Annotated in this window: 10 protein-coding genes; 5 read left to right on the top strand and 5 right to left on the bottom strand. The window is 44.3% G+C overall.

Going from position 1 to position 14421, the window contains the following annotated elements; all coding sequences use genetic code 11:
• The first annotated feature begins 6 nt into the window (after positions 1-6).
• The 3 genes from DW640_RS04685 to DW640_RS04670 all read left to right on the top strand — a co-directional run bounded on the left by DW640_RS04685 (position 7) and on the right by DW640_RS04670 (position 5241).
• A complete protein-coding gene (locus tag DW640_RS04685) occupies positions 7-2010 on the top strand; it encodes a DUF5125 domain-containing protein (protein ID WP_008767526.1) in 2004 nt (667 codons plus the stop codon).
• A gap of 17 nt (positions 2011-2027) precedes the next feature.
• Positions 2028-4322, top strand: coding sequence for a glycoside hydrolase family 3 C-terminal domain-containing protein (locus tag DW640_RS04680; RefSeq protein ID WP_117577456.1), 2295 nt, complete (start codon positions 2028-2030; stop codon positions 4320-4322).
• A gap of 466 nt (positions 4323-4788) precedes the next feature.
• Positions 4789-5241 carry a hypothetical protein gene (locus DW640_RS04670; protein WP_055229113.1) on the top strand — a complete coding sequence of 151 codons (453 nt, stop codon included), beginning with the start codon at positions 4789-4791 and terminating at the stop codon, positions 5239-5241.
• 507 nt (positions 5242-5748) lie between these two features.
• On the opposite strand, the gene DW640_RS04665 is transcribed toward DW640_RS04670, so the two are convergent.
• Genes DW640_RS04665 through dapB form a run of 4 tightly spaced genes read right to left on the bottom strand, consistent with a single transcriptional unit; the run spans position 5749 to position 9681 of the window.
• The gene (locus DW640_RS04665) at positions 5749-6378 is read right to left on the bottom strand and encodes a WbqC family protein (RefSeq protein ID WP_008762919.1); all 630 of its coding nucleotides are present in this window, start codon (positions 6376-6378) and stop codon (positions 5749-5751) included.
• A 42-nt stretch (positions 6379-6420) separates the two neighbouring features.
• Positions 6421-7359, bottom strand: a complete 939-nt coding sequence (gene lepB, locus DW640_RS04660) for a signal peptidase I (RefSeq protein WP_054959237.1) — start codon at positions 7357-7359, stop codon at positions 6421-6423.
• A gap of 42 nt (positions 7360-7401) precedes the next feature.
• A complete protein-coding gene (lepB, locus tag DW640_RS04655) occupies positions 7402-8883 on the bottom strand; it encodes a signal peptidase I (protein WP_008767531.1) in 1482 nt (493 codons plus the stop codon).
• A gap of 33 nt (positions 8884-8916) precedes the next feature.
• Positions 8917-9681 (bottom strand): 4-hydroxy-tetrahydrodipicolinate reductase, encoded by a 765-nt coding sequence (gene dapB, locus DW640_RS04650; protein ID WP_008762922.1) that lies wholly within the window; start codon positions 9679-9681, stop codon positions 8917-8919.
• An 83-nt stretch (positions 9682-9764) separates the two neighbouring features.
• Here dapB and DW640_RS04645 point away from each other — a divergent pair, with 83 nt between their 5' ends.
• Positions 9765-11048, top strand: coding sequence for a DUF2851 family protein (locus tag DW640_RS04645; protein WP_016269258.1), 1284 nt, complete (start codon positions 9765-9767; stop codon positions 11046-11048).
• A gap of 5 nt (positions 11049-11053) precedes the next feature.
• Here DW640_RS04645 and DW640_RS04640 read toward each other — a convergent pair whose 3' ends face one another.
• Entirely contained in the window at positions 11054-13666 is a 2613-nt protein-coding gene (locus DW640_RS04640) for a TlpA family protein disulfide reductase (protein ID WP_113747979.1), read from the bottom strand.
• Positions 13667-13849: 183 nt separating this feature from the next.
• Here DW640_RS04640 and DW640_RS04635 point away from each other — a divergent pair, with 183 nt between their 5' ends.
• On the top strand, positions 13850-14407 hold the full coding sequence (locus DW640_RS04635; protein WP_008762925.1) for a hypothetical protein: 558 nt from the start codon (positions 13850-13852) through the stop codon (positions 14405-14407).
• Positions 14408-14421: the final 14 nt, after the last annotated feature.

Genomic DNA, 14421 nt, shown 5'->3' with positions numbered 1-14421 from the left:
AAGACAATGAAAAAAAGTATCTATATAACATTGGCATTGGCGGGAATCTTATCCATGAATTCCTGTAATGATGACGAGTTCCTTCCCGGTAATCCGAGTATGGAGATCAAGGCGGAGAATGCGGATGCCCTTTTCGGCGACAGCCTTCCGTTTACGATCAAGGCTTCGGATGTAGACGTTCCTCTTTCTACTTTGAAAGCGCAGCTTTTCTATGGAGAAGAACAGGTATCTGAAACGGTGATCCGAACAAAGACAAGTGGAAGCGACTATACTGGAAAGATTTATATTCCTTATTATGCTAATATTCCTAACGGAAAGGCGACATTGAAGTATATCCTTCAGAATATTCACTTTACTACGACGGAACAGGAAACGGAACTTACGTTGGCACGCCCGGACTTTCCTTATCTGACCCTGGTAGATGAAGAAGGGCAGGAGTACCGGATGGACAGGCAATCGATGTATCATTATAGCGTATCGGGAGACTTTTCGCAGAAGATGAAAGTGTATATCAAAACTCCGAAAGTAGGGGAGCACGGCAACGAGCTAACTTTTGGCTGGGAAGACAATACGATTGCAGTAGGCTCTACTACGTCTATCCCGTTCTCCAATACAGAGCCGGGCAATTATACGATTCAGTTTAATACTTTCAACTATGAAGCGAGTCCGTTTGCCAAATTATTGTTGAACGGAAAAGAAATGGAACTGGTAGAAAACGATGTATATGCTGTTAAATTGTCGTTAAAGCAGAATGACATTCTGACGTTCGAAGGAGTGCCTGCTTATGATGAATGGTGGATTGATCCGGACTTCTTTGAAAAGCAGGAGGATGGAACACTGAAGTTCCTGCCGATTGACGGAAGCTATCAGATTACAGCAAACGGTAAGAGACAGTACTTCTCTGTCATAGCTTTAAAAGACGGTGAAGCAGCTAAATTGCAGGATGACGGAACAGGAGCTATCTGGGCTATCGGAAATGGAATTGGCAAGCCGTCGGTATCTTTGTACGAAGTGGGATGGACGCCGGAGAATGGTTTGTGTATGCCGCAACTTACGGCAAAGAAGTATCAGCTTACGTTTACTGCCGGTGTGACTATGAAAACAAGTGATATTGACTTTAAATTCTTCCACATAAACAAGTGGGATAATGGTGAATTTAAGGGAGATGCCATCTCTACTACAAGCGACCTTGTTGAAATAACAGAGTCGGGTAACTTGAAGTTGCAGGAAGGTCAGAAATTTGAGAGAGGTGGTGTTTATAAGTTTACGGTAGATGTAACGAAAGGTAATACCAAAGCAGTACTGACTGTAGAGAAAGTAGGACAGGTAGACTTGCCGCGACCGGACATTACAATCAATGGAATGAAGCTGGAAGAAGGCAGTTCCGATATGTATCAATTGCAGATGTCTTTGACGCAGAACCAGACACTCGAAATAGGTGGCATCGAAGATCTAAATGATTGGTATGTTGATCCGGATTATCTGGTGAAGACCGGAGATAATCACTTGAAGTTCTTGCCGGTTGCCGGTAGCTACAGGGTGATGGTAAATGCTACACGTAAATACTTTGCAGTAGTACGTATGAATGGCAATAGTGAAGCCGGACTGGATGCTGACGGGCATGGTGCCGTATGGTTGTTGGGCTATGGTATGGGCTCTCCGTCTATTAAGGACGAATTTAACTGGGACTTTTCGACTGCTTATTGTGTGGCGGAAATCAGTCCGAAAGTTTATCAGTTTACTGGGAAGACTGGTGCTGAAGGCAGTACGGTTATTGGTGAACGCATACGATACGATTATATCAGTGTTAAATATCTGGGTGGAAAGTCTTGGGATCAGCAATTTCATCAAAAGAACCTGCAAATGGATCAGGCTACCCGGAACTTATTCAATGTTGATGAGGAAAATCTTGTATTGGCCTCTCCGTTAGAACAGGGAGTTACTTATGTGTTTACGTTAGATTTCACTCAGGGGATAGATAAAGGAATTCTTTCTGTTGTGAAGAAGTAAAAATACAGAAATCATTTATGAACATGAAATTTAAAGCAACGTTACTTGGCTTGTCTATAGCCGCCGTTTTACCGACTATGAATATGGCGCAGACACCAGTATATCTGGACACGAGCAAGCCTATCGAAGAACGGGTGAAAGATGCGCTGAGCCGTATGACACTTGAAGAGAAGGTGAAGATGACTCATGCGCAGTCTAAATTTAGTTCACCGGGAGTCCCCCGCTTAGGGATTCCCGAAGTATGGGCAACCGATGGCCCTCACGGCATCCGTCCCGAAGTATTATGGGATGAGTGGGATCAGGCAGGATGGACAAACGATTCCTGTATAGCCTATCCTGCATTGACTTGCCTTTCTGCAACATGGAATCCCGAAATGTCTTACCTTTATGGGAAGAGCATTGGCGAAGAAGCCCGTTACCGGAAAAAAGATATTCTCCTGGGGCCCGGTGTCAACATCTACCGCACCCCGTTGAATGGGCGTAATTTTGAATATATGGGCGAAGATCCGTACCTGTCTTCCATGATGGTAGTTCCTTATATTAAGGGAGTACAGGAAAACGGTGTTGCTGCTTGTGTGAAGCATTACGCATTAAACAATCAGGAGTTCAACCGTCACACCACCAATGTTCATTTGAGCGACCGTGCTCTTTATGAGATTTATCTTCCGGCTTTCAAAGCGGCCGTTCAGGAAGGTGGTGCTTGGGCGATAATGGGAGCTTACAACCTTTATTCGTTTAGTGAAGATACCGACTCCGGTAAGCTCTATAAGACTCAGCATGCGTGCCATAATAAGCGATTACTGCAAGATATTCTGCGTAAGGAATGGGGCTTTGATGGTGTCGTCGTTTCAGATTGGGGCGGAGTACATGATACTTTCCAGGCCATTTCGAATGGTCTGGACATGGAGTTCGGTTCATGGACAAACGGACTTTCTGCCGGGACAAGGAATGCTTATGACAATTACTATTTGGCACATCCTTACCTGAAACTGATCCAGGACGGAACAGTCGGAACCAAAGAACTGGACGAAAAGGTGAGTAATATCCTCCGTCTGATCTTCCGCACTTCGATGAACCCGCATAAACCTTTCGGTTCTCTGGCTTCGCCCGAGCATGGACAAGCCGGACGAAAAATCGGTGAAGAAGGAATTGTACTGTTACAGAATAAGGATAATGTATTGCCTATTGACTTGAAGAAAGCCAGGAAGATTGCTGTTATCGGTGAAAACGCCATTAAGATGATGACTGTAGGCGGTGGCAGTTCTTCTCTGAAAGTGAAATATGAGATATCTCCTTTGGACGGCTTGAAGAACCGCGTAGGTTCACAGACGGAAGTTTTGTATGCCCGTGGATACGTTGGTGACCCGACAGGGGAATATAATGGAGTACAGACCGGACAAGATTTGAAAGACGACCGTTCGGAGGATGAACTTCTTGCTGAGGCTGTAGAAGTGTCTAAAGATGCGGATTACGTAATTTTCTTCGGTGGACTGAACAAGAGCAATCATCAGGATTGCGAAGATTCGGACCGTGCATCCCTTGGGTTGCCGTATGCGCAGGACAGAGTGATTGGCGAGTTGGCAAAAGTAAATAAGAACTTGATTGTCGTAAACATCTCCGGTAATGCGGTTGCCATGCCTTGGGTAAATGAAGTGCCCGCTATTGTTCAGGGTTGGTTCTTAGGTTCGGAAGCCGGAACAGCTCTTGCTTCGGTACTGCTAGGAGATGCTAATCCGTCGGGGAAACTTCCTTTTACTTTTCCTGCAAGACTGGAAGACGTAGGCGCACATACACTGGGTGAATATCCGGGGAATAAAGAAGAACTGGCACACTCCAAGAACAATGGTGATACCATAAACGAAATCTATCGTGAAGATATTTTTGTAGGCTATCGCTGGGCAGACAAAGAAAAGATCAAACCGCTTTTCCCGTTCGGACACGGATTGAGCTATACTACTTTCGCTTACGGGAAACCTTCGGCTAACAAAAAGGTGATGACTGCCGATGATACCATCTCTTTCACGATCAACGTAAAGAATACAGGTACTCGTGAAGGTCAGGAAGTTATCCAGCTTTATGTCAGCGATAAGAAATCCTCTCTGCCTCGTCCTGTCAAGGAATTGAAGGGTTTCAAAAAAGTAAAACTGGCTCCGGGTGAGGAGAAGGCTGTAACGCTGACGATTGATAAAAAAGCCCTGAGCTTCTTCGATGATGTCAAACACGAGTGGATGGCAGAACCGGGTAAGTTTGAAGCAGTCATCGGAACATCATCCAGAGACATTAAAGGAATTGTACCATTTGAGTTGAGATAGGTATCCGTTTGGTAAAACTGGGGTCCTCCCCCGGTAAAACAGATTGCTGGGAGAATGTTGTTATCTTATAAAAGAGAGAGTCACAACATTCTCCTTTTTCTTTGAAACGAGTTTGGCTTGTGATTAGAAATAAGGCTTATACCTTGCATTTTACTGTGGTATATGCAATTTAGAATGAATTTCTTTTTCCTATTCTGATTTATGTCCTATCTTTGTAGTGCTCTTTTTTCAAAATCACACAAGGCTGGAAACCTGCCTTGTAATTGTGGCAGGCATTTTTATGCCTGTCCGGTTCATTCTATATGGGCGGTTTCGCACCCCCATGTAGAGTGTTAATGCACCTGCTGCCTTGTGTGAACGAGAAAAGAGCAATGGGACAGGCGGAACCGCTTCTTTTATTATCTAAAACCACCTTTCTGTTTAGCCCCGTTGAACTTAATTTATTCACCATTTAATTTAAATTCTTATGAAGGAGGTTTTAAACAACCAGCAGATTGTTTGTCCGGGGGACGCAACACAATTCATGCATGCCATTTTTTCTTCAGATCATGAAATGATGACCTTTTATCTTACGCTCAATCGTTTTATAAATCCAGCCAGTTATTTGGTGGAACGCTCGGATCGGCAAAGACTGGAAGATTTAGAGAATGTTCTTTTTGGTAATGTAGCAGCCTTCGAGGCAGTTCATCATTTTAAGAAAATTAGTGTAAAAGATGTGATTAAAGGATTTGGTATGCATATGATGAATATGCAGGTTTCAAATGCCAATCGTATGCAAAGTGCCAATATAATGGGCTCTTTTATAGATTGTATTATCGATACTACTAAAAATAGTTGGCAATATAAACAGATGTACCGGGTCAATCATTTACATCTTGAGAATGTCAGATATTTGCTGAATCGACTGAATGAAGAGTAATCTGTTGAAGGAAATAATAGTGACCTGGTGATTATAATTTGTCTCTTTCTACAGAGTTAAAAACGTTATTCTTATTGTCACTTGTCACTTTTCAGACTTAATGTGCTGGAATTTAGCGTGATAAGGGTGATAATAGGTGGTGACAATAGGGTGATAATAGAGAAAAATCGCTTTTCTATTGTCACCTTCATAAGAGATTCTGCCTTCCTGATTCAGGTAAGCCGGTTCATTTAATAGTTTGTGCTACGTTTATTAAGCTGTTTTCAACGTTAGATTAATGTAGTACGGTCATTACATTTCTTCGTTTCACGTCTGTAATCTCATGAGTTCATGTACGTGAACCGATGGGATCACGTACGCAGTCCCAACGGTTTACGTACGTGGAACGAAAACAGGAAGCGGACAAAAGATATTAATCAAGGCTTGTCCGCCTGTTAACCTTACCGGGATGTATGATAAGATACGTAGTGTCAGGACGTTTGATGTCTTTGTCTGGCTATTATAATGTTATTTACTTGTTAATACCAATAAACTCTCCGGTCCCATATTGAAAAGCAGGTCAATAATACTCAGATTAGGGAGAAAACCGAGTTTGGAATCAAAGACTTGGTAATAGGGATGCGGAATAAATTCTGGATCAGCTATCTGGAAATCTTTCTTAGGATGAATAATCTCGCGGAAATCTGTTTCTTCTGTTGTGAATTCCGTTTTATATTCTGAAGTTCGTTCAATGCAGGGTTGAATGTCTATCAACTTACAGACCAGCTGGCAGAGTTCCTCGTTGAAATCGGCTAAAAACTCGTATTTCTTTTCGTAGAAAGGGCGGAAGTCGTCTTTGTAATATTCAAAGTAAGGAGTACTGTTGTAGGCTGATTCGATGGCATTCCAATGCAGATGGCGCCAGTTACCGTGATCGGAAATACGTATATCCTTCATTGGACATTTCAGCGTATCCGGTTTGACGGTTGGAATGGAGAGTGCCAGTTCGCCGTCAGGTCCGGCAATCGTACAACGGTTGCGATAGGTTTGCTTTATATAATGATCGTGTTGTTCGACATATATTTTATCATATTCCAATAGTTTGGTATAATATTCTACCGGAGCAAGGTAGGCAGATGATAAATAAGCTATTCTCATTATTTTATGTACAGATGTTATGTTGAAAACTATGCATGTGAATTATTTTACAGACTGAAAGAAGCGATTCCATCGGTATCCGTCAAAGATTCCCGTTCCTTTTTCTTTAGAGAACCAGATTAGTGATGCTTTCCCGATAATATGGTCTTGCGGAACGAATCCGAACAGACGTGAATCGGACAGATTGACACTATTGTTGGAAGCCATCCAGTAGTAATCTTTGGTAAAAAAACAATGCTGTGTGGGTTTTCCGTCGATATAAAGCGTATCATTCTTTATTTCCGCCTGTTTGCCTTCGTGCATCACGAGGGTATTTCGCAGCAATGTGATATTCCACGGATATACTCGTAGTGCTTTCCCTTTGCCGGGAACGATGAGCGGTTTAAGCTCTTTTTCGCTTTTTTCCGTCAAAGGCTGAATCCAGTTCTGATCGCTGATCGCTTGTTCCAGTAAGTAATATTCATAGCGGCTGAAACTGCGGACATGAGTACTGTCATTACTCCCCATTAGTCCGTCGTTGGTGATGGAAAGGGTTTGCATAAGCGAAGTGATCAACTGCTCTTTGGCAGCGGGATAGGTGTAGAGCCTTTTCTTGTCCGGATTGAGTTGCGCTTCGGGAGAGGATACGGAGAAAAGGGAATCGACAAGCAGGGTATCACCGGGAGTACCGATACAACGGCTGATATAGATTTCTCTTCGGTCAATAGTCGGTTGCCCGATGGCGGCGGGATTATTAAAGACTACAACATCTTGCTTCCGGACAGATCGCTCGCACCAGCGGTGATATGAGAACAGCGACATCAGCGGAAGCCGCAGGCCGTAGCTCCATTTGTTGACCAGAATACGTTCACCCTGAAAAAGTGAATTCTCCATACCGGTGGAAGGGATAAGGCAGGATGTAAAAGCGAATCCCCGGAGCAGAAGCACGACGGCTATTGCTCCGGCGAATGCGAATATCCATTTGAATTTACGAATGTTCATCAATTTCTATCACCTTATCACTCTATCACGTCTGTATCCTTATCAGTCTACCCACTTGAAGAGGCGGTTCCAACGGATTTTTCCGTCAAACCATCCGCGGTCTTTGTCAAGTGACAGCCATACAACGATAGGTTTACCTACTACATGGTCTTCAGGAACAAATCCCCAATAGCGGGAGTCCGCAGAATTGTGGCGGTTGTCGCCCATCATCCAGTAATAGTCCATCTTAAAGGTATATTGATCGGTTTTCTCGCCGTTGATATAAATACCGTCCGGCTTGATTTCCAGCTTATTTCCTTCGTAAGCGACAATACAACGTTCGTAGATAGGCAGGTTATCTTCAGTCAGAGTGATAGTAGCACCTTTGGCGGGAATCCAGATCGGACCGTAGTTGTTACGGTTCCATTTGGTATGTAAGTTGAGCGGGTACATCTGTCCGGCATACTCTTCCGGTTCCATGACGATCTTGCTGATGAGCTTTTTGTTGCCGGATAATGTTTCGTACATTTTCTTCGTCAGCGGAAGATGATAAATAGGAGCCATCTTTCCTTGTGCATTCCGATTGTCCAGTCCGATCTGTCTGAAGGTTTCTTCCCATGAAGAATCATCATACAATGTCTGGTCTGCCTTGCTGATGCCTAATTCACGGAACATATCTTCCGTGATATACGGGCCTGTGGTCTGTACGAAGTAGTTGAACTGCAGATTTTCGGGATTCTCGATAGCCTTGCCGTCAATCATGACCTGACCGTCTACGATCTGCAGCGTATCTCCGGGCAGACCGACACAGCGTTTTACATAGTTTTCACGGCGGTCTACCGGACGATAAACGACCTCTCCGTAAACACGCGGATTCGATAGAATTTGCTGGCGACCGGCATTATAATACAAATCGTAAACAGCACGTTGCTGCTGGCGTGTCAGACTGTCCATCTCTATCTGCTTGGGATACAGGCGCTGACCTTCACCGTAGGCTATAGAGTAGAAATCTGTTTGCTGATTGTTGAGCGCTACCGTATCACCGGCAGGAAAGTTGAAGACAACAATGTCATTGAGTTTCACTTTTCCGAACCCGGGAACTCTTTTATATTTCCACTGAGGCCATTCGATATATGATTTGGTATTTAAAATAGGCAGCGTATGTTGCGCCAACGGCATGGAAAGCGGCGTATTCGGCACACGTGGCCCGTAGCTCATCTTGCTGACGTACAGGAAGTCGCCTACCAGCAATGACTTTTCCAAAGACGAGGAAGGAATCTGATAGTTTTGGAAAATGTAGATATTGACAAAGTAGACAGCAACCAATGCAAAGACAATGGCATCTACCCAACTCATAACATTACGAACGGTAGGATTCTTCGATTTCTTCCAGAATGACCAGGGTATTTTCTTGGTGATATAAATATCGAAGATGAAAGGAACGACAATCAGCCCCCACCAACTGCGTACCCAGATGAGGAAGGCGAGATAAAGGAGAATAGCAATGGTGCATTTGATCCATTGTGTGCGTGTGGCTTGTCTCATAATCTATATTCGTTTGATAGTGGCTTTGAAGCCTTATTCGTTTAAGAATGGGAATAAATCACTCATGCCCAGATATCCCTCATGTTGGGCCGTGTATTCGGCAGCAAGGATGGCTCCCAATACAAAGCCGCCGCGATTCTTAGCATCGTGCGTGATGGAAATGCTGTCTACTTCTGACTCGTAGCGGATGGTATGGATGCCGAAAACCTCTCCTTCACGGATCGAGTCGATAGGAAACTCGTTGGAGGCGCAGGCGTCGGTGCCGCTGACGGTACCGTCCGGTGCAAGGAGCGTTCCTTTTACCCATTTGTCTTTGCGGTCCATGTTTTCCAGTATGCCTTCAGCCAGTGTGATGGCAGTGCCGCTGGGTGCATCCAGTTTATGGATATGATGAGTCTCGCTCATGGTGACGTCATAACCGGGGAATTGATTCATTATTTTTGCCAGATACTTGTTGACAGATGAGAAGATGGCTACTCCAAGACTGAAGTTGGACGACCAGAAAAGGGTTTTTCCTCCTTCGGTACATAGCTTTTTGATTTCTTCGCCATGTTCCGCCATCCATCCTGTACTGCCTGATACTAATTTGACTCCGGCTTTGAAAGCTTTCATATAATTGCTGTAGGCTACCATCGGATTGGTGAACTCAATGGCTACGTCGGCGGACTTGAATGCTTCCGACTCAAAGTCTTCCTGATTATCAACATCAATAATGCAGACAATTTCGTGTCCGCGACTAAGGGCTGCCTTTTCAAGTTCCTTGCCCATTTTTCCATAACCGATCAACGCTATTTTCATTGTTTTCTGACTTATATTCAAAATAATAGTCGCAAAGATAAGATTTTTATTACATTTGCAGTGCACATTAACTTTCTGTTAACATGGAACACCTTCTCCACTATGTGTGGAAACATAAATTATTCCCTCTCAAAATACTGCAAACCACCAAAGGCTTACTGGTAGAAATTATCGATTCCGGACTGCAGAACCCTGATGCCGGTCCCGACTTCTTTAATGCGAAGCTGAAGATAGACGGTACATTGTGGGTGGGAAATATAGAGATACATACTCATTCTTCAGACTGGTACCGTCACGGTCACGACCATGATAAAGCATACGATTCTGTGATTCTGCATGTGGTGGCCGAGGCAGATGCCGAAGTAACCCGTTCCAACGGTGAGCAAATCCCCCAACTGCTATTGACCTGTCCCGAGAATGTACAAACCCATTATCATGAACTCTGCATTGCCGACCAATATCCTGCCTGCTACTCCATCATAGGGTCCTTATCCAAATTAACGATTCACTCCTGGCTGACGGCTCTTCAGACCGAACGACTGGAGCAAAAAGCAAGGCAAATTGCCGATCGGCTGGAACGATGTGACCGTCATTGGGAAGATGCCTTCTTTATCACTCTTGCCCGTAATTTCGGTTTCGGCTTGAATGGCGATGCTTTTGAGACGTGGGCAGGACTGCTTCCGTTCCGGGCGATAGACAAGCATCGGAATGATCTGTTCCAGATAGAGGCTTTTTTCTTCGGGCAGGCCGGTTTGCTGGAGGAGGCGTTTTTAAAGAAGGAGCAGGAAGATGAGTATAGTCTCCGGCTTCGTAAAGAATTTCGCTATCTGCAACGGAAGTTTGAAATAACTCAGGTGATGGATGCCGGTTTATGGCGTTTTTTGAGGCTTCGTCCGGAAAACTTCCCCCATATCCGGTTAGCACAGTTGGCCTACTTGTATCAGAAAGTTGATAAGCTTTTTTCGCAGATGATGGAGGCAGAAACCTTGCCGGAAGTGCGTCAACTACTGTCTACTCATGCTTCTGCTTATTGGGATAATCATTATATATTCGGCCGGCCTTCTTCGCAGAAAGAGAAATCGATGGGAGAGAGGTCACAGGACTTGATTGTGATTAATACCGTTGTTCCTTTCTTATATGCTTATGGTCTGCATAGAACCGATGAGCGGATGTGTGATCGTGCCGGACGTTTTCTGGAAGAGTTGAAAGCGGAGAATAATCATATTATCCGGTCGTGGGGAGATGCCGGGCTACCGGTCGGTTCGGCGGCAGATAGCCAGGCATTGATACAGCTCCGCAAAGAGTATTGTGATAAACGGAAATGTCTCTTTTGCCGTTTCGGATACGAGTATTTGCGGAAGAAATGAGTCGTTTATTTCTCTAATAACTTATAGACTGCATTAAGAAGGTCATTTTCCCTGTTGGGTCTGGGGGCGTCACGGTCTACGATGTTTCCTTCCTTGTCTATCAATATATAGGTGGGGAAGGAGCGGACCTGCAGAAACTTCTCAATAGCACTTTGCTGCTCATCGGGCAGGTTATAGTGGACGGCAATTTTGCCGGTCAGTCCATATTCCTTGATAATGTTTTTCCACGATTTGTCCGAGGAATGGTTGCAGAGATACAAGAATATCACGTCTTTTCCCTCAAACAGCTTCTTGGCACTTCCTGCATATTGCATCATGTCCTTGCACGGACCGCACCAGGTGCCCCATACATCCAGATAAACCACTTTCCCTTTATAAGGCTCGATGATTTTGCGGAATAATTGTTCTCCGTCTGTGATCTCTGCCAGAGGTTCGTTAGGCATCAGGCTTTCGGGATATTCGATGGCCTTATGGGATATTTCTTCGTATATCCCTTGTTGGTTTAATACATAAGCCTGTAGGGAAGGATTAGAAACTTCTGCTTTGAATTTACTGATGAGGCTGTCCGGCAATTCTTTGTGAGTCTGCTGCAACATCTCATAATAGCAATTTGCCTTTAGTATCTCCTTTAATTTTTCGTCCATTTGCAGGGAGTCAATGATAGCAAGGGTACGATTGATGGAATTAGCGAGCAAGTTTCCCATCATATAGTCATTGAAAATTTCGTCTCTGCCTACGAGGCTCTGTATTGTTTTGATGCTCGGTTCCATCTTTTTGTTGTAGGCAGCCATTGTCAGCGAGTCAGCAGTATTCGCAGCTTTCATTTTTTCAATTTCTTTTTCGAAGTTACTGAAGGCGTGTAATGCGTCTTTTTCTTCTTGTGATAGCTGAATCTTTCCGTCCCTTTCAAATTTAAGATAGAGCATTTCCATCTTTTGAGGAGTTACGGTCAATCTGTTTGAAGAAGCGGGAGCAATGTCCGTTATGTATCCGACGTAATCCCGCAGGAAAGAACCATAATCTCTGAGAAGCGTATAAGGCTCTACCGGACGGGGATATAGTGCCGAGTCTACATAACTCATAAATTCCGGTTGCAGATGCTCCTGCTTGTTACGGTCTACCGAAAAGCGGCGTTGCATCAGGTCGCGTGCAGCGTTGTAGCGGATTTCCTGTTCTGTGTAATAGCGGAATTTGTGCGAGAGAAGCGGATGATCATTGAGCATCTTTGCGCGATATTCTGATTTATGACGGATGATATCCTGCGTCTTTTGCAAATATTCCATATTACCCATCTTTTTCCCTTCGTCGTAGCCGATATATTCACTGAGCCCTTCGTGGCTCAGCAGTTCGTTGAGGATACGTGCCTTTTCTCCCATCACTAATTTCTTTTTGTCAGCGAAGTCCACATAGAGGAAATAGCTCTCTCCCGGCTCTACGGATGTCCAGATAGTGGTACGTCCCCAATCGATGAACACGTTGTGGCTGTTCAATACAGGGAAACGAAGGGTAAATCTTCCCAGTGAGTCGATGGCGGTGGTATATTTTTCTTCTCTATCGGTGATCATATCCGGCACGGAAACTTCGAAAGGACGTGTCGAAGGCAGGTTACGCAGGTATCCGATGAGAGTCACGCTATCCGTTTGATAACCATTGTCGACGAAAGGAGTGGTGTCAGCTACCGGATAATCGGGTAGATACTTGTCGTTACAAAGAACATATGTCTGTGCCTTTTCTTTTCCGACAGACAGGGTGCAGGATGTTTCATCTTTACGAGTTAAACGCACTTTCAGTTGTTCCGTTCCATTTTTCAGGATGATGGTGGTTCGATTCTTTTGGATGCTTATCGACTCATAATCCCAAAATTGACATTGGTAGACAGCAAAGTCTTCGAAGAATCCGATGCGCCAGTCTCCGGTCGCTTGATTTATCCAACATCCGGCGAAAGCATATATTTCAGGGCGTGAGGCGATGGGAGAGACTTTTTCATTTTGCAGTTCAGCGGCTACGTTCATTGTTTTCGGCAGGGGGAAGCTGAGGTAAAGCAGTTTGTATGATTCTCCGCTTTTGACGAGCAGCCGATATTCTTTATTGAGAAAATATCCGGCCGATAAGATATCCCATGTTTTTCCGTCATAGAGCAGTTTTCCGTCACGGGTGAATTCGTAGATTACTTTTCCGGATAATCCTTTCACCCATTTCTGATAAACACGGTCGGGCAATGTAAGGGGAGTGAGCGGTTCCGTGTGGTCGGGGACTTGCTTGCGGATACAGTTCTTCGGCTCTTTCCAGCCTTTGTACCAGATGGTGGCGGCGTCATTGCCGGTAGGTGTGATACGGAATTCCGTCGTATCTCCTTTCTGATTGCGTAAATGGAAGAAGTAGCTGCCGTCAGCTTCCTGTTTTATCTGTTCGGCATAAAAAACGACATAATAGTTCTCTACGAAATTCTCTCCGATGAGCGGACCGTTCCAGTCAGACACATTGTCTGCTTTAAATTGCCAGTAACCTCGCAAAGATTCGGGAATTGTCTGATAAGTGCCGGATTGGGCGAAAGCGATAGTCTGTGTACTGCATAAAAGCAAAAGACCTATCAGGAGAAAACAGTAGGGGGGTCTCATGGTGTGTTTTTATTTAAGTTAGTATTTCGATTTATGACAAAGGTATTTTAATACCGGAATAATGAGGTGTGGTAAGTCTATTATTTGTAGTAGTTTAACTATTTTCTTCCCGATTCGTATCAAGATATTGAACTTGTCATTATCTTTGCAGCGTTATTTTAAACTCTTAATTTATATCGTGTTATGAGAGCTAAGAAGTTTGCATGCTGTTTGATGGTCATGTCATTGCTGGCAGGTATTTCATTTATTTCCTGTGGCAATAGCTCCAGGGCGAAAGTAGAAAGTGAAGCAGCACAGACAGGAGAAGATTTCAAGTCGTTTCTGGATAAGTTTACTTCCAGTGCGGCGTTTCAGTATACTCGTGTCAAGTTTCCGTTGAAAACGCCGGTTACTTTATTGGCGGATGACGGGGAAACTGAGAAAACGTTCCCTTTTACGAAGGAAAAGTGGCCGTTGCTGGACAGTGAAACGCTGAAAGAAGAACGTATCACTCAGGAAGAGGGCGGTGTTTATGTATCTAAGTTTACGCTGAACGAACCGGCGCATAAGGTATTTGAGGCGGGATACGAAGAATCGGAGATCGACTTACGTGTGGAGTTCGAATTGCTGCCCGATGGAAAATGGTATGTAGTAGATTGTTATACCGGCTGGTATGGATATGATTTGCCGATTGCAGAGCTGAAACAAACCATTCAGCACGTGCAGGAAGAGAATGCGGCTTTTAAAGAACTTCACCCTTAAAAGCAGGACCGGCA

It is taken from the genome of Bacteroides sp. AM23-12, assembly GCF_003434395.1.
Classification (GTDB): domain Bacteria; phylum Bacteroidota; class Bacteroidia; order Bacteroidales; family Bacteroidaceae; genus Bacteroides; species Bacteroides thetaiotaomicron.
Note: the sequence above shows the minus strand (reverse complement) of the source record. Positions and strands in the feature narration are given on the sequence as shown.